The 15,503-nt window shown below is 66.2% G+C and carries 18 protein-coding genes; 7 read left to right on the top strand and 11 right to left on the bottom strand.

What is annotated here, in order from left to right:
- Nucleotides 1-247: 247 nt before the first annotated feature.
- The 6 genes from ABLE38_RS06580 to sdhC all read right to left on the bottom strand — a co-directional run bounded on the left by ABLE38_RS06580 (nucleotide 248) and on the right by sdhC (nucleotide 5,880).
- Complete coding sequence (locus ABLE38_RS06580; RefSeq protein ID WP_348973357.1) at nucleotides 248-1,222, bottom strand: C13 family peptidase; 975 nt, start codon at nucleotides 1,220-1,222, stop codon at nucleotides 248-250.
- A 111-nt stretch (nucleotides 1,223-1,333) separates the two neighbouring features.
- Complete coding sequence (locus ABLE38_RS06575; RefSeq protein WP_348973356.1) at nucleotides 1,334-1,885, bottom strand: hypothetical protein; 552 nt, start codon at nucleotides 1,883-1,885, stop codon at nucleotides 1,334-1,336.
- 144 nt (nucleotides 1,886-2,029) lie between these two features.
- A complete protein-coding gene (locus ABLE38_RS06570) occupies nucleotides 2,030-3,154 on the bottom strand; it encodes a hypothetical protein (RefSeq protein WP_348973355.1) in 1,125 nt (374 codons plus the stop codon).
- A 134-nt stretch (nucleotides 3,155-3,288) separates the two neighbouring features.
- Nucleotides 3,289-5,103 (bottom strand): succinate dehydrogenase flavoprotein subunit, encoded by a 1,815-nt coding sequence (gene sdhA, locus ABLE38_RS06565; RefSeq protein ID WP_348973354.1) that lies wholly within the window; start codon nucleotides 5,101-5,103, stop codon nucleotides 3,289-3,291.
- Nucleotides 5,103-5,492: a succinate dehydrogenase, hydrophobic membrane anchor protein gene (gene sdhD / locus ABLE38_RS06560; RefSeq protein ID WP_348973353.1), complete on the bottom strand. Its 390-nt coding sequence runs from the start codon at nucleotides 5,490-5,492 to the stop codon at nucleotides 5,103-5,105. The genes sdhA and sdhD overlap by 1 nt, the downstream gene beginning before the upstream one ends.
- The gene (sdhC, locus tag ABLE38_RS06555) at nucleotides 5,485-5,880 is read right to left on the bottom strand and encodes a succinate dehydrogenase, cytochrome b556 subunit (RefSeq protein WP_348973352.1); all 396 of its coding nucleotides are present in this window, start codon (nucleotides 5,878-5,880) and stop codon (nucleotides 5,485-5,487) included. The genes sdhD and sdhC overlap by 8 nt, the downstream gene beginning before the upstream one ends.
- Before the next feature lie 227 nt (nucleotides 5,881-6,107).
- Here sdhC and ABLE38_RS06550 point away from each other — a divergent pair, with 227 nt between their 5' ends.
- From ABLE38_RS06550 to ABLE38_RS06530, 5 genes are all read left to right on the top strand, one after another.
- Complete coding sequence (locus ABLE38_RS06550) at nucleotides 6,108-7,451, top strand: methyl-accepting chemotaxis protein (protein ID WP_348974457.1); 1,344 nt, start codon at nucleotides 6,108-6,110, stop codon at nucleotides 7,449-7,451.
- A 14-nt stretch (nucleotides 7,452-7,465) separates the two neighbouring features.
- Nucleotides 7,466-8,833, top strand: a complete 1,368-nt coding sequence (locus tag ABLE38_RS06545) for a methyl-accepting chemotaxis protein (protein WP_348973351.1) — start codon at nucleotides 7,466-7,468, stop codon at nucleotides 8,831-8,833.
- Between the two features lie 117 nt (nucleotides 8,834-8,950).
- Nucleotides 8,951-9,652 carry an SDR family oxidoreductase gene (locus ABLE38_RS06540; RefSeq protein WP_348973350.1) on the top strand — a complete coding sequence of 234 codons (702 nt, stop codon included), beginning with the start codon at nucleotides 8,951-8,953 and terminating at the stop codon, nucleotides 9,650-9,652.
- Complete coding sequence (locus ABLE38_RS06535; protein ID WP_348973349.1) at nucleotides 9,642-10,361, top strand: hypothetical protein; 720 nt, start codon at nucleotides 9,642-9,644, stop codon at nucleotides 10,359-10,361. Before ABLE38_RS06540 ends, ABLE38_RS06535 begins: the two co-directional genes overlap by 11 nt.
- A complete protein-coding gene (locus tag ABLE38_RS06530) occupies nucleotides 10,361-11,335 on the top strand; it encodes a 50S ribosomal protein L11 methyltransferase (RefSeq protein WP_348973348.1) in 975 nt (324 codons plus the stop codon). The genes ABLE38_RS06535 and ABLE38_RS06530 overlap by 1 nt, the downstream gene beginning before the upstream one ends.
- Before the next feature lie 48 nt (nucleotides 11,336-11,383).
- Here the strand turns inward: ABLE38_RS06530 and ABLE38_RS06525 are convergent, their stop codons facing one another.
- Nucleotides 11,384-11,650, bottom strand: a complete 267-nt coding sequence (locus tag ABLE38_RS06525) for a GIY-YIG nuclease family protein (RefSeq protein ID WP_348973347.1) — start codon at nucleotides 11,648-11,650, stop codon at nucleotides 11,384-11,386.
- A 69-nt stretch (nucleotides 11,651-11,719) separates the two neighbouring features.
- Nucleotides 11,720-12,586 carry a phenylalanine 4-monooxygenase gene (gene phhA, locus ABLE38_RS06520; protein ID WP_348973346.1) on the bottom strand — a complete coding sequence of 289 codons (867 nt, stop codon included), beginning with the start codon at nucleotides 12,584-12,586 and terminating at the stop codon, nucleotides 11,720-11,722.
- A 65-nt stretch (nucleotides 12,587-12,651) separates the two neighbouring features.
- Here phhA and ABLE38_RS06515 point away from each other — a divergent pair, with 65 nt between their 5' ends.
- Both ABLE38_RS06515 and ABLE38_RS06510 read left to right on the top strand, forming a co-directional pair.
- The gene (locus ABLE38_RS06515) at nucleotides 12,652-13,263 is read left to right on the top strand and encodes a TIGR02117 family protein (protein WP_348973345.1); all 612 of its coding nucleotides are present in this window, start codon (nucleotides 12,652-12,654) and stop codon (nucleotides 13,261-13,263) included.
- The gene (locus ABLE38_RS06510) at nucleotides 13,260-13,970 is read left to right on the top strand and encodes an alpha/beta hydrolase (RefSeq protein WP_348974456.1); all 711 of its coding nucleotides are present in this window, start codon (nucleotides 13,260-13,262) and stop codon (nucleotides 13,968-13,970) included. The genes ABLE38_RS06515 and ABLE38_RS06510 overlap by 4 nt, the downstream gene beginning before the upstream one ends.
- On the opposite strand, the gene ABLE38_RS06505 is transcribed toward ABLE38_RS06510, so the two are convergent.
- The 3 genes from ABLE38_RS06505 to ABLE38_RS06495 are packed head-to-tail and all read right to left on the bottom strand — an operon-like array spanning nucleotide 13,967 to nucleotide 15,490.
- Nucleotides 13,967-14,266: a putative quinol monooxygenase gene (locus tag ABLE38_RS06505; RefSeq protein WP_348973344.1), complete on the bottom strand. Its 300-nt coding sequence runs from the start codon at nucleotides 14,264-14,266 to the stop codon at nucleotides 13,967-13,969. The two genes, ABLE38_RS06510 and ABLE38_RS06505, sit on opposite strands and share 4 nt — an antisense overlap.
- On the bottom strand, nucleotides 14,266-15,123 hold the full coding sequence (gene lepB, locus ABLE38_RS06500; RefSeq protein WP_348974455.1) for a signal peptidase I: 858 nt from the start codon (nucleotides 15,121-15,123) through the stop codon (nucleotides 14,266-14,268). Before lepB ends, ABLE38_RS06505 begins: the two co-directional genes overlap by 1 nt.
- A gap of 10 nt (nucleotides 15,124-15,133) precedes the next feature.
- Complete coding sequence (locus ABLE38_RS06495) at nucleotides 15,134-15,490, bottom strand: GntR family transcriptional regulator (RefSeq protein WP_348973343.1); 357 nt, start codon at nucleotides 15,488-15,490, stop codon at nucleotides 15,134-15,136.
- Nucleotides 15,491-15,503 lie beyond the last annotated feature (13 nt).

Here is a 15,503-nt window from a genome sequence, read left to right as displayed (position 1 = left end):
CAGCGCCTCGGGTTCCGCAAGCGCCCGCGCGGCGGGGCGCGGGGCGAGCGCGCGGCGCTGCGTCTCGCGCCGCTCGATCCAGCGCCGTACCACGAAGGCGAAGCCGAAGGTGATCAGCAGGCCGAGCGCTGCCTGGACGAAACGATTGCGGAAGCCGCCGGGAAGCGCCTTTTGGAGCGCCGCGGGAATCTGGTGCTCCAGATCGCCCGGGATCAAGCGTTCCAGCAGGGTTTCCTGCTCGGCCATCTCATCCTCTGCGCTTGAGCACGTCGGTCGCCGGGCGGCCGACGGGCGGGGTATCGGTCTTGGGCATGCGCGCCTCGAGCGGGGCGAGCCAGGTCGCGACATGATCGCCGATGCTCACCTGCGGGTTGCTCGGATTGAGCCGCGCGGCGCTCTCCCAGTCGCTGATCATCATCCGCGCCTCGTCCGACGCCTTTTCCAGCGGCTGGTTCTTGCGCAGCGCATGGTTGATCATCGCATCGCCGAAGAAGGTCCAGTCATTGTCCGCCATGCAGCCGAAGCTCGGCCGGTCGGACGAGGCGGCGGTGAACAGCGCGGTGTCGGGGCTGGAGAGCGGGCCGACGAAGATGCCTGAGTAACAGGCCGAGAGGATCAGCACCCGGTTCTTGATGCCGAGCTCGTCGAGCAGCGCCTCGAGCCGCTTCGGGCTGAGGATGCCATAGCCCTCGTCGCCGTCATGATAGGCGATGCCCACCGGCGCGCCGTGGCTGGTGGTGTAGAGCACGAGCACGTCCTGCTCCTTGTCCATCACCTCGGCAACGCGGGCCAGGGCGAGCGCGAGGCTGGACAGGCTGCCATTGGGCAGCTCGCTCGGCAGCGTGCCGGCGCTCCCGGCAAGGACGACGGTGCGCCCGGCGGCGTCGAAGCGGCGCGACAGCACCTTGCCCGCCTCGCGCGCCTCGCGCCCGAACACTGGATCGCTGTCGAGCGCCACGGCGACGACATAGGCGTCGACCACCGCCTTGCGCTGCGGCTGGAGCGCGTTGAGCGCCACGCCCAGCTTGCGGCTGTCGGCGAGCATTGCCTTGGCCGATCGCCCGCGCTGCAGTTCCGGGCCGGGATCGAGGCCTTCGATACCGCTCGGCCCCGAGACCATCCCGGGCCAGTCCGCCTTGTGCTCCGGCGCCTTGAACTGGGCGGCGGCCGGCGTGGCGGCAAGCGCGGCAACCGCCGCAAGGATGGCGAACGCAATACGCATGGGCAGCCCGAACCCCCGGAATAGTTAACGCCTCACTCTCGCGGGTGCGCGAGCGGTGTCAAGCGGAGACGATGCTGTTGTCCCGCGCTGGCACTTGGGGAGCGCCCGGCCTCAATGCCAGATCGCGGTGAGCGGATAGAGTATGATCAGCCACGCCAGGCATGCGATCACGATCCGCCGGTCGCGCGCCAGGAGGGCGAGCAGCGTGACGGGGAAGAACGACCAGGTGCACACCAGCAGGCGCGGGACGAACATGCCCTTGGTGCCGAGCAGCGCGATGGTCGTCGCCATCAGCGCGACATTGCACAGCAGGACCGCGCCCATCACCTTGCGATAGTGCGTGTCGAAATAGCTGTTGAGGTCGCCCCATTCCTCGAAATCATCGGGGAAGATCAGCGACGCCGCGACGTAGTAGATGGCGGTCACCAGGAAGCCGCAGAACATCACCGCCCAGGTGAGCGGCAGCAGCTCGCGCAATGCCCAGCCATACATCCAGAAGGACACGACGTCGCACGAGACGAAGACGCCGAGCAGCGCGGTCGCCCAGCCGATCCGCACCTTGTGGCTCGCCTTTAACGCGCGGCTGAGCCCGCCCAGCCCCTCGGCCAGCGCCAGCCAGAGCAGCAGGCCGAACAGCGAAAAGATGAATTCGAACCCGCTCATGTGTGTGCCCGCCCCATGTCTGGGGTTCACTCCCTTAGGCCGGGGTTTGTGTCAACCGAGCAGGTGGCCAGTCCAAATGCGGAGATCAGGCCTAGTGTCGATCGCTCAATCGCATGACCACCACGCACATATAGCGAAATCCGGTCACGATAAGAGCGTTGACCGCCGCAAGTTCGTAGAGTGGGCCGCACTGGTGAAGCTTTCCGCCATGTCGGGAACGCAGGCTGTCTCGCCACTCATCGCAATCAGGAAGCTAGTTCCTGAAACCGCGATTGCCATAAGCTTCAATATGTCTTCAAAAACAGCTTTATGATGCCCCATATGAAAATCATCCGGTACATTATAAAACGCACCACTATCTTCCAAATCTGTCTCATGGGTACGATCTATGGATCGAAAATAAATTCTATCCATTATAACAAGAACGGCGACTATTATTGAAAAAGACAGCATTAATCCAGCTTTTTCTTCGTCTTTTGTAATGATCCATACAAAATATGAAAATAAAAATATCTGTCCAAAGCAGGTCATGAGAAGGATGTATCTATTTCCTACTATCTTTGCGTCTGGCAGTGATACATTTTCTCTAATTATCCTTTTCTGTTCACGATAATTTGGTAGAGTTCTATAGGATATTATAAGAATAACGGCGCTAGCTGTGGAAATTATCTTGTCTGGGATGTTCGTTATCATGGAAGCTAGGAGCACAATAAAGTGCTTCGCCAAGCCATCGCTTGCATGGGTAATCGCAATCAAATTTTCTGTGAGGACGGCATTGTTGGCGCCGGTTGCTGTTGCGGCGCCATATGCTACCACGATATGACCATGGAGAATGAAAGTGGTGATCACCCATGCGGCGATGGAAGTCGCGAAACCCGTGGCTGTGCCTAGAAGGACGATGTTAGAAAATGCGCGACGATAGGTGGCGCCTTTTCCAATGTTGAATACATAGCAGCCCAGATAACCTCGGCCAGTCCGTGGAAGAACGGACCATGCGAGCGCCCCGACGATATTGACGTATCCATACACTAAATAGGTCGGGTCATGGATTGAAAGGCTACCCAGTACACTGCTTATCAAGGCCACTACTAGGCCGACTGCGGCGCCGCCAAGCAGGCTGGCCACCGCCGTGCCGATCATATCGAAGAATAGCAGCGACCAGCCCAGCCACTGCGTAAGTGCCAAGCCCAACATGTTGATGCCAACAGCAGCTAACGCAAGCAGTGAGAAGCGGACGCCATAAGGCGCTTTGTGCAGCCTATTTAACATTAGCAGAACATCCCCCCAGATACTCGCATCTTATGCGAGTATCTGAAGGCGTCAATGTGTTACAAAAACGGCGGGCCAAGTAAGAACTGAAATCTCCGCAGTGCGCGTGCTCTTGTTAAGCCATTATCGCCAGATCAGTACACCCGCTTCTTCGGCTTGATGTACTCGATCTCGTCGGTGAGCGTGTAGTCGTGGACCGGGCGGTAATCGATCTCGGTCTTTCCGCCCTTTCCGCCCCAGCCATCGAAGGTGGCGACGGTGTGCTTCATCCAGTTCTTGTCGTCGCGCTCGGGGAAGTCCTCGTGCATGTGCGCGCCGCGGCTTTCCTTGCGGTTGGCGGCGCACTCGATGGTGACGACGGCCTGGCCGATCAGATTGTCGAGCTCGAGCGTCTCGACCAGGTCGGTGTTCCAGATCAGCGAGCGGTCCTGGATGCCCACGTCCTGGAAGCCCTTGTAGACCTCCTGCATGTGGGTGACGCCTTCGGCGAGCAGCGCGCTGTCGCGGAACACGGCGCAGTGGCGCTGCATCGTCTTCTGCATGTCGGCGCGGATCTGCGCGGTGGGCTTTTCGCCCTTGGCATTGCGGAAATGGTCGAGGCGGCCCAGCGCGAACTCTTCCGAGCCCTTGGGCAGCTCGTTGTGCTTCATGCCGGGCTTGAGCAGCTCCTTGAGGCGCAGGCCGGTGGCGCGGCCGAACACCACGAGGTCGATCAGCGAGTTGGAGCCGAGGCGGTTGGCGCCGTGCACCGACACGCAGGCCGCTTCGCCGACGGCGAACAGGCCGGGGATCACGGTGTCCGGATTGCCGTCCTTATTGTGGACGACTTCGCCGTGATAGTTGGTCGGGATACCGCCCATATTGTAGTGGACGGTCGGCACCACCGGCAGCGGCTGGCGGGTCAGGTCGACGCCGGCGAAGATCTTGCCGGTTTCGGTGATACCCGGAAGCCGCTCGTGCAGGATCTTCGGGTCGATGTGGTTGAGGTGAAGGTAGATATGGTCCTTCTCCTTGCCCACGCCGCGGCCCTCGCGGATCTCCATCGCCATCGAGCGCGCGACGACGTCGCGGCTGGCGAGGTCCTTGGCCGAGGGGGCATAGCGCTCCATGAAGCGCTCGCCCTCGGAGTTGGTCAGGTAGCCGCCCTCGCCGCGCGCACCCTCGGTGATGAGGACGCCGGCGCCGTAGATGCCGGTCGGGTGGAACTGGACGAACTCCATGTCCTGCAGCGCGATGCCCGCGCGCAGCGCCATGCCGTTGCCGTCGCCGGTGCAGGTGTGCGCCGAGGTCGCCGACTGATAGACGCGGCCGCCGCCGCCGGTGGCGAGGACGACGGCGTGGCTGCGGAAGCGGTGGATCGAGCCGTCTTCCATGCACAAAGCGATCACGCCGCGGCACGCGCCATTCTCCATGATCAGGTCGAGCGCGAAATATTCGACGTAGAAGTCGGCGTCATACTTCAGGCTCTGCTGGTAGAGCGCGTGGAGCATGGCGTGGCCGGTGCGGTCCGCCGCGGCGCAGGTGCGCTGCACGGGCGGGCCTTCGCCCATGTTCTGCATGTGGCCGCCGAACGGGCGCTGGTAGATCGTGCCATTGTCGTTGCGGCTGAACGGCACGCCGGCATGCTCGAGCTCGTAGACCGCCTGCGGCGCTTCGCGGACCATATACTCGATCGCGTCCTGGTCGCCGAGCCAGTCCGAGCCCTTGACGGTATCGAACATGTGCCACGACCAGTGATCGGGCGTGTTGTTGCCCAGGCTCGCCGCGATGCCGCCCTGCGCCGCCACGGTGTGCGAGCGCGTCGGGAACACCTTGGTGATGCAGGCAGTCTTCAGGCCGGCCTCGGCACAGCCCATCGTCGCGCGCAGGCCCGAGCCGCCCGCGCCCACCACCACTGCGTCATAGGTGTGGTCGATGATCTTGTAGGCGCCAGAAGAAGAGTTTGGCATCAGAGCGCGGCTCCCGCCGTGAAGGCGATCTTGAGGATCGAGAAGATGGCGGTGGTGCCCGCCGCCAGCGTGAAGAAGTTGAGCAGGATCATCAGCACGATGTGCGTCTCGTCATGCTGATAGTCCTCGATCACCACCTGCAGGCCGAGGCGGAAGTGATAGAAGGTGCTGACGACGAGGAGGATCAGCGGCACGGCGACCTGGGTCTGGCCGACCCAGTGGCGCAGCGTCTCCATGTCATAGGCCGGCAGCAGCGCGACGCTGAGCATGAACCACAGCATCAGGACCAGGTTGCTGCCCGCGGTCAGCCGCTGGTGCCACCAGTGATGCGCGCCTTCCTTGGCGGGGCCGAGACCGCGGACGCGGCCGATGCTGGTGCCGTTACCCATTGGTCTTCCCCCAGATGATGAAGGCCCAGAAGGCCGCGGTGAGGACGATCGCGGCGACATAGGTCAGCAACGCGGTCGTCTTGTTCGCCTTGAGCTCGAAATTCGCGCCCTGGTCGAGGAACAGGTGGCGGATGCCCGAGCTCATGTGCTGGAAGAAGGACAGGGTCAGCCCGATGCCGACGACATAGCCGACGATGTTGAGACCGCCGGACTGCACCGTGAACAGGTCGACGAACCGCGCATAGCATTCCGCGCCGGCGGAAAGCGCGACCAGCCACCAGACGAACAGGATCGTCCCCACGGTCGCCATGCCGCTGCCGGTGACGCGGTGCGTGATGGAGACCGCCATCGAGGGCCCCCACTTCCAGATGCTGAGGTGCGGCGACATGGGTCGCGCTGTGTTGCGCACATTGGCCAAGAGTATGTCCTTCCTCGGTCGGTGCCCGTCTCCTTAGTCCCGACACCGACGGATGCAAGCTGGCACGCGCAACACATGGCTTTGACTAACCCGGTCTTAACCAGTTCCCCCGCATATCCGGCAACCGAGCGGCCTTATCGTCCCATGGCCGCCACAGGGGACATTGTTTCGTGACCAACGCCGTTTCGACTGAGGATCTGCCGACGCCGGGCACCGTAGCTGCCCGCATCGACGTGCGCGCCCGTCTTCGGATCTTCGATATCGAAGGCACTCTTGCCGCCTCGGGCCGTGCCGCCTGGGAGGCGCTGGAGCCCGAGATTCGCGCGGTTTCCGAAGCATTCTGGCAGCAATGGCTGCGTTGCTTCGCCGATGAGCGCAACTGGGCGACAGACGACACGCAGAAGATGATCGACGTCGGCGTCGTCTTCCTCAAGAATCGCTTCCTCGATACCGAAGGCCGTGCGTGGATCGAATCGATCGAGCGCTCGGTCGCCGCCGCCTATGCCGCGGACGTGCCGCCGATGGCGCTGCTTTCGATGATCAGTGCGAGCGATCGTGCCGCGCTAGAGATCCTCATCCGCCGCGTCGGCACCGAGGATTCGCGACTCGCTGGGCTGATCGACACGCTGATGCGCCTCTCGGCGCTCGAGGGCGACATCACCGTCGAGATCTACAACATGTACCGCGAGCACAGCGCCCAGGCGGCGCGCGACCGGCTCGCCGAGGATTTCCGCGACACGATCGGCGGCACCGTCCAGCGCGCCTCGCGCGACGGCGAGCAGCTCCGCATCCAGGCGAGCCACACCTCGGCCTCCGCACGCGGCATGCTAGGCAAGGCGTCCGAAGTCGCAGCGGCTGCCGAACAGTCGGCCGTCGCGATGCGCGAGGCGGCGCAGACCGCCGCGGGCCTGATTCGCGCGATCGAGGACGCCCGCACCGAAGTCGAGGCGGCGGCAGGCATCGCCACCCGCGCCTCCAGCCAGGCGACCGACGCCGTGGGGATGAGCGAGACGCTCAGCGACCATGCCAAGTCGATCGAATCGATCCTCGGCCTGATCCGCGACATCGCCGGCCAGACCAACCTGCTCGCGCTCAACGCCACGATCGAAGCAGCGCGTGCGGGCGACGCCGGTCGCGGCTTCGCGGTGGTCGCGCAGGAAGTGAAGAGCCTCGCCAACCAGACCGCCCGCGCCACCGACGACATCGCCGCCAAGATCGCCGCGATCCAGTCGGCGACGAAGAGCACGGTCGAGACCAATGCCTCGATCCGCTCGACGGTTACCGAAGTCCAGGAAAGCGCCAACCGCATCCGCACCGCGATGGAAGTCCAGGCGCAGACGGTCACCGCGATCACCGCGGCGGTCGACGAGACCGCGCTTGCCGCCGACTCGATGTCCGCCACGATCGGCGCGATCCGCGAGGATACCGAAGCGGTGGCGAGCGAGATCGACCGGGTCGGGCAGGGCTTTGCCGCGCTCGAGGGCCAGTTGGGAAGTCTTAAGGGCAGCGCGAGCGATTTCATCGCCAAAGTCGCGGCCTAAGGGGAGAGACGGGGATGGTATCGACGCGCGAGCCGGGCCGCTGGAGCGGTGGCACCAGGACGGTGGCGGATCACCGCCGCGAATATGATTGGGACGACGTGATCGAGGCGGGTTGCCGCGAGATCGTCGCGCTGATCGGCCATCGCCAGCGCGAGATCGCCGAAGGCTTCTGGCGCCACTTCAAGGCGATGCCGGCGAGCCTGCCGATGAAAGCGATCCTCGACGATCCCAAGGGCTACGAGGCGCAGGTCGCGCATGGCACGCGCTACGGCACGCTCAAGTTCGAGAAGCCGTTCAGCGAGGAATGGGTGGAGATGGTGTGCGGCTATGCCGCGCAGACCTATGCCGCCGGCATTCCGCTGCCCGCGGTGATCGGCGCCTTTTCCTACGCGCACAGCGAGACGATGCGGGCGCTGCGCGAGGCGCTGCCCGGCGATGCCGACAAGCTCGGCCGGCTCTGCGACGTCGTCCAGCGCATGGCGATGGCGGAGGCCGATCTGATGGCCGGCCATCTCGGCGCGCGCGACGCCGCCTATGCCGACGAGGCGCGCCGCGACCGCTCCGCACAGTTCAAGGCGAGCATCGCCGAATCGATCGAAGGCGCCACCGGCCTCGCCAACCGCATCCGGGTGCAGGCGCAGGGCGCCTCGGGCTCGGCGCGCGGCATGCTCGGCAAGGCCAGCGAAGTCGCCGCTGCGGCCGAGCAGTCGGCCGTCGCGATGCGCGAGGCGGCACAGACCGCCGCCGGGCTGATCCGCGCGATCGAGGACGCGCGCATGGAAGTCGAATCGGCCGCGGGCATCGCCACGCGTGCCTCCAGCCAGGCGACCGAGGCGGTCGGCATGAGCGAGGCGCTGAGCGATCACGCCAAGTCGATCGAATCGATCCTCGGCCTGATCCGCGACATCGCCGGCCAGACCAATCTGCTCGCGCTCAACGCCACGATCGAGGCCGCCCGTGCCGGCGATGCCGGCCGCGGCTTCGCGGTGGTCGCGCAGGAAGTGAAGAGCCTCGCCAGCCAGACGGCGCGCGCGACCGACGACATCGCCTCGAAGATCGCGGCGATCCAGTCGGCGACCAAGGGCACGGTCGAGACCAACGCCTCGATCCGCTCGACCGTCACCGAGGTCCAGGAAAGCGCCAACCGCATCCGCAGCGCGATGGAAGTCCAGGCGCAGACGGTTACCGCGATTACCGCGGCGGTCGACGAGACCGCGCTTGCGGCCGACTCGATGTCCGCCACGATCGGCGCGATCCGCGAGGACACCAAATCGGTCACCCATGAGATCGACACGCTCCAGAAGGACGTCGCCGAAGTCGACGATCGCCTGCACAAGCTGCGCGCCGCGGCGGACAGCTTCTCGAACAGCGTGGCGGCCTGAATTTCTCTTCGTCATCCTCGCGAAGGCGGGGATCCAGGGTCGCACGGACAGCACCCATGACTCGGGTCCCGCCTGCGCGGGGATGACGGAAACCGGGCGACGCGCTAGGCAGGCCGAATGGCCACCCATATCCTCCTCACCGGCGCGAGCCGCGGCATCGGCGCCGCGATCGCCGAGAGCTTCAGGCAAGACGATGTCCGCCTGATCGGACAAAGCACGAAGGGCGGCATGCCTGCCGACTTCGCCGATCCCAAGGCGCCCCTGGCGCTGTGGAACAAGGCGCTCGACGCGCTCGACGGCCGCATCGACGTGATCATCAACAATGCCGGCGTGTTCGAGAGCAATCCGCTCGACATCGATCACGAGGACTGGGTGGCGAACTGGGAGCGGACGATGCGGGTGAACCTCACCGCCGCCGCCGAGCTCAGCCGCCTCGCCATCTGCCACTGGCAGGCCGGCGGACGCCCGGGCCGCATCGTCAACATGGCGAGCCGCGCCGCCTATCGCGGCGATAGCCCCGCGCACTGGCATTATGCCGCGTCCAAGGCAGGCATGGTCGGCATGACCAAGAGCATCGCCCGCGGCTATGCGCGCCAGGGCATCCTCGCCTTCGCGATCTGCCCGGGCTTCACGATGACCGGCATGGCCGACGAATATCTCGCCAGCCGCGGCGGCGAGAAGCTGCTCGCCGACATCCCGCTCGGCCGCGTGGCGGATACCGACGAGGTCGCCGTGCTCGCCCGCTTCTGCGCCCTCAGCGCGCCGCCCTCGATGACCGGCGCGGTGCTCGACATCAACGGAGCGAGCTATGTCCGATAGCGTGCGCACGGGAAGCAGGCTCGTCGTCTGGCTCTTCGCCGCGATCGGGCTGATCGCCGCGCTGGCGATCATCTACATCGCGGCGATGGTCTTCTCGTTCACCGTCCGCAACCGGCAGGATCCCGCGCAGATCGAGGCCAAGGCGGCGAAGCAGGTCTTTGCGGTGGCCGGCGTCAACGCGCTGGCCGGCACCGATCTCAACGAGATCGTCATCGCCACCGATGCGTCGATCCAGGGGCGCGGCGATCCCTATTCGAGCGGCGGAAGCCGTCCCGACGAACGCAACGTGATCCTGCTCGACAAGGCGAATGGCGAGAGCCGCAAGCTGCTGCCCGACAATGGCCGCCAGATCGTGGAGCGGCTCTATCTGCCCGCCGTCGCCGGGCCCACCGACGAGGATGCCGACAATTTCGTCGTTTCCGAAGCCGGCGCCAAGGATGGCGAGGCCAAGAAGACCAAGCCGCCCGTTGCCTATTACCTGATGCAGGTGCGTGCGGCCGAGGGGCAGAGCCGTGACGTGCTGATCGGCAACCTCGCGACCGGGCAGCAGGCCTTCGTGCTCAAGGGCATCGACGGTGTCGACCGGATCTGGATGCAGAGCCCCACCCGGGTCGCGCTGCTGCTGCGGCAGGGCCGCAAGCTGCAATATCGCGCGATCGAGATTCCGCAGCTCAAGGTCGTGGTCGCGCATCCCGTGGAGATTGATTGATGTCGAGCTGGAAGCTCACCTTGCCGTGCACCCGCGCCGAAGCGGAGGCGATCGATGCCGATGACGAGACGCTGTTCGGCATGGATCCGATGCCCGTGCTGCTCACGAGCGAGCGCGTCGAGGACGACCCGCTGAGCTGGCAGCTCGAGGCCTATTTCGAGTCGAAGCCCAACAGCGCGGCGCTCGCCCGGGTGCAGGCGCTGGCGCCGAGTTCGGCGGCGGTGAAGCCCGTCGCCGAGAAGATCCGCGACGCCGATTGGGTGACGCTCAGCCAGGCCGGGATCGAGCCGGTCCATGCCGGCCGCTTCTATGTCCATACCGATACCAACAAGGGCAGGGTGCCCCCGGGCGCCAAGGCCTTCCGCATCGATGCCGGCCTCGCCTTCGGCACCGGCACGCACGAGACCACCGCGGGCTGCCTGCTCGCGCTCGATCGGCTGAAGCGCGAGGGCAAGCGCTTCGAGAATGTCGTCGATATCGGCACCGGCACCGGGCTGCTCGCCTTCGCCGCGCTGCACCTGTGGCCGCGCGCCTATGCCACCGCGTCGGACGTCGATGCGCGCGCGGTCGACGTGACCGGCGACAATGCCGAACTGAACGGCATCCCGCTCGGCGGCCGGCAGGGCGAGCTGGCGCTGGCCGCCGCGGCCGGGCTCGAGCATCCGCTGCTGATCGGCAGAGCGCCCTATGATCTCGTCATCGCCAATATCCTGGCGGGGCCGCTGATCGAGCTGGCGCCGAGCATCGGCGTGGTGCTGGCCGAGGGCGGCACGCTGATCCTCGCCGGGCTGCTCGAAAGCCAAGCCGAGCCGGTGGCGCAGGCCTATCGCCGCCAGGGCCTCCGCCTGGTCGATCGCACCGACCGCGGCCACTGGCCGACGCTGACGCTCGCCAAGCGCGTGCGCTACGGCACTGAACGCGTGACTCGCCTCAGCCGCGGCAAGGGCGAAGCGCCGGGGTTCGGGAGCTGGTAGGCCAACACCGTCATCCCCGCGAAAGCGGGGACCCAGCTTCTTCTGCCGTCAGCAATTGAGCGTATCGAACAGATCGGCCCAATCCGGATTGCCGCGCTCGATCAGTTCGATCTTCCAATCGCGCCGCCACTTCTTGATCGCCTTTTCGCGGGCAATCGCGTCCTCGATCCGCTCGAAATATTCGACATGGACAAGGCGTGACACGCCATATTTCGCGGCGAAGCGCGAACCGGTGCCGCCGCGATGCTGCATCATCCGCGCGGCGATATCGGCGGTCACGCCGGTGTACAGCGTCCCGCGATAGCGGTTCGCCAAGATGTAGAGATAGCCGCCTCGGCTCAAGGCAGCTGGGTCCCCGCTTTCGCGGGGATGACGGTAAGAAGGCTATGCTTTGGACGCCGCATATTCCTGGGTGCCGCGCGTCACCACGTCATCCCCCGGCAGGATCTCCGCGATCGGGATGTCCGGCTTGCCGACGATCTCGTCATAGAGCGGCGCGAAGTCGGTTTCGACCGTCTGGCGCAGCAGCTCATCGAAGCTGGGGATGACGAAATAATTCTGCTGGAAATCGTCGATCCGGTAGTCGGTCTGCATCACGCGCTTCATGTCGAAGCCGATGCGGTTGGGGCTGGGGCTCTCGAGCGCGAAATGGCTTTCGGCCGAGGACGAGACGATACCCGCGCCATAGATGCGCAGGTCGCCGTCCTCGCGGACCAGCCCGAACTCGACCGTGTACCAGTAGAGCCGGCCGAGCTGCTTCAGCGCGCCCAGCTCGAGCGCGCGGTTGCCGCCGCGGCCATAGGCGGCGAGATAGTCGGCGAACACCGGATCGGCGAGCATCGGCACATGGCCGAACACGTCGTGGAAGACGTCGGGCTCCTGGATATAGTCGAGCTGGTCGGGCCGGCGGATGAAATTGCCCGCGACGAAGCGGCGATTGGCCATGTGATCGAAGAACACGTCGTCGGGCACCAGCCCCGGCACCGCGACCACCTGCCAGCCGGTGAGCTTCATCAGCCGCTCGGACAGCTCCTCGAAGTTCGGAATTCCCGAGTCGGAGAGGCGCAGGGCATCGAGGCCCCTGAGATAGGCCTTGCTCGCGCGGCCGGGCAGCAGCTTCGCCTGGCGGGCATAGAGCTTGTCCCATACGCCATGTTCCTCGGGCGTATAGGCCTGCCAGTTCTGCGGTATCGTCCAGTCGGCCGACGCGCCCTCCGGCGGGCGATCGAGCACATGCGTATCTTGAGCCATATCTGTGGCATAGCATGCGATGGTGCGGGTGCGAAATGGGGGCGGGTTTGCGGTTGATCAAACGGGTGCTCCGAGGACTGGTGCTGGTGGTGGTGCTGTACCTCGCCGCCGCGGCGCTGGGGGCGGGGCTCGCCACCAACAACGGGCGCGAACCGCCAGCGCGGGGCGTGCGGATCTATGTGGCCGACAATGGCGTGCATACCGACCTGATCCTGCCGGCCGGCGCCTTTCGCGATGTTGCCCGGCCGGAGCATCTGCGCGATCCGCGCACGGCCGCCGAACCCTATCTCGCCTTTGGCTGGGGCGACCGCGACTTCTACCTGCACACCGCGCAGTGGAGCGACATCAATCCGTGGCGCACGGCGAAGGCGCTGGTCGGAGCGGGATCGACCGTGCTGCACATCGCCCATGTGCCCGAGCCGCGCGCCGGCGGCACGGTGCACGCGCTGCTGCTGCGGCCCGAGGAATATCGCCGGCTCGTCGCTTATGTCCGCGATACCCTCGCCGCCGGGCCGGTAGTGCGCGGCTATGGCCCGCGCGATGCCTTCTATTCGGCCAAGGGCGGCTACAGCGCGATCAACACCTGCAACGAATGGACGGGCCGGGGCCTGCGCAAGGCGGGCGTGCCGATGGGGATATGGACGCCGCTGCCCTGGGGCGTGATGCTGTGGCTATGATCCCGAAGACCGCCGCCGAGCCGCCGCCGCGGATCGCCTTCGCGCTCGAGCCTGCGCGTGCGGCGCTCACTTTGGCCGAGCTCACGCGCTTCCGCCTGGCCGGCCTGCCCCGGGGCGATGGCCGCCCGGTGCTGGTCTCGCCGGGGCTGGGCAACACCGATCGCTCGAACTTCGTGCTGCGCACCATGCTGCGCCGGCTCGGCTACCGGCCCTATCCCTGGCTGCTCGGCCGCAACCTCGGCGTGCGCACCGTCGGTCCCGAATGCGAGCGGCTGATCGCGCGCGTCGAGGCGATCCGCGCCGAGGCCGGCGCACCGGTCACGCTGGTCGGCATCTCGCTCGGCGGGGTGATGAGCCGCATCATCGCGCATCGCCGGCCCGATCTGGTCCGCGGCGTGATCACGATCAGCTCGCCCTTTGCCGGGCCGCCCAGCGCCACCAATGTCTGGCGCCCGTTCCAGCTGCTCACCGGCGAGAGGATCGACGATCCGGTCGTCGCAGGCCGGCTCGCCGAAGCGGTGCAGCCGCTGCCGATGCCGTCCGCGGCGATCTGGAGCCGCAGCGACGGCTTCGTCAACGGGCTGATCTGCCGCGAGGGGGAGGGCGCCGCATGCCGCGCCGTCGAGATACGCAGCGGCCACTTGTTCGTGCAGATGAAGCCGCAGGTGCTCCGCGCCGTGGCGGAGATCCTCGGCGGCTGGGTCTAGCAGGGCGTTCCCGCGTCGGTGTCGAACAGGGTCAGGTCGCGCTCGCCGATGTCGAGCTCGGCCCAGGCGCCGCGCCACGCCTTGATGTGCGCGGCCGCCCAATGCGCCTCAAGGCTCGCCCGGTCGGCCCAATGCTCGGTGACGTGGATCAGCCCGGGATCGAGCACGTCCGCGCCATAGCTGTAGTGGAGGCAGCCCGCTTCCATGCGGCTCGCCTGGACCATTGCGGCCATCGCCGGCCGCGCAGCATCGAGCGCCGTCGCCGCGAGGCGGAAGGTGCCGGTGATGACCAGCATCAGCGGTGGTCGGGGCGCAGCGACGTGCCGGCGCGGTGGCCGCGCAGCGCGGTCAGATAGGCCAGCGGGTTCAGCCACGAGCCCTGGCCGGTATAGCTGTGTGTGATGAACTCGGCGCGTCCGCCCAGGCTCTCGACCGGCACCGGCCCGCCCAGTCCGCCCTCGGCCAGCGTGAAGCGGCTGTCGGCCGACTGGTCGCGATTGTCGCCCATCAGGAAGACATGGCCGGCGGGCACCTTCACCGGCGCATAGTCGTCGCGCGGGCTCAGATAGCCGCCGGGCAGATAGGTATCGCCCAGGTCGATCACGTCATAGCTGGCGCCGTTCGGCAGCGTCTCGCGGAACAGCGGCAGCGCGCAGACCAGCGTGCCGTCGGCCCGTGTCTTGCGGAACGGCTGCAGCATGCCCTCGTCGCACGGCACGTTCGCATCGACCGGGATGTCCGCGGTGCCATCGGCCACGCGCGGCACCGGCTTGCCGTTGAGGATCACCACGCCGTGGCTCACCGCCACCGTGTCGCCGGGCAGGCCGATCACCCGCTTGATCAGGTCCGAGCCATCCTCGCGCCGCGCCACGGTGACGATGTCGCCGCGCTCGGGCAGTTTGCCGAAGAGCCGGCCGGGAACGACGTCGCTGCCGTGGATGGAGAGCGAGGCATAGGACCAGCCATAGGGATATTTGGAGACGATCAGCCGGTCGCCCTTGAGCAGCGCGGGCATCATTGAGCTGGACGGGATGTAGAAGGGCTTGGCCGCCACGCTCTGGAAGGCGAAGACGCCGCCGAAGAGCAGGCCCCAGCCGAGCAGCGAACGCAGCCAGCTGGGCTTTTCCGGCACGACGGTCGCTTCGTCGCCCATCGTCATCGGCTCAGGCCGTCTCGCGATCGAGCAGTTCGTGCACGTCGAGGCCGAGCAGCGCGATATGCTCCTTCACGCGCGGCCAATAGCCCTTGAGAAAGCGATCGCGCTCGGCGACGCGCAGCTTCTCGACCGCGCCGGGCAGCACGAACATGCCGACGCCGCGGCGGACCTCGACATAGCCGTCGTCCTGGAAGCTCTGATAGGCCTTGGCGACCGTCAGCGGGTTGGCGCCATGCTCGGCGGCGAGCGCTCGCACCGACGGAAGCTGATCCCCTGCCCGGTATTGCCCGCGCAGGATCGCCGCAGCGATGCTGGCGCGCAGCTTGAGGTAGACCGGGCTGTCCTCGTGCTCAAGCGCTGTCATGCTGCTATAATAC

The organism is Sphingomonas sp. KR3-1, assembly GCF_040049295.1.
Lineage (GTDB): Bacteria > Pseudomonadota > Alphaproteobacteria > Sphingomonadales > Sphingomonadaceae > Sphingomonas.
This window is presented reverse-complemented; position numbering and strand designations above follow the sequence as displayed.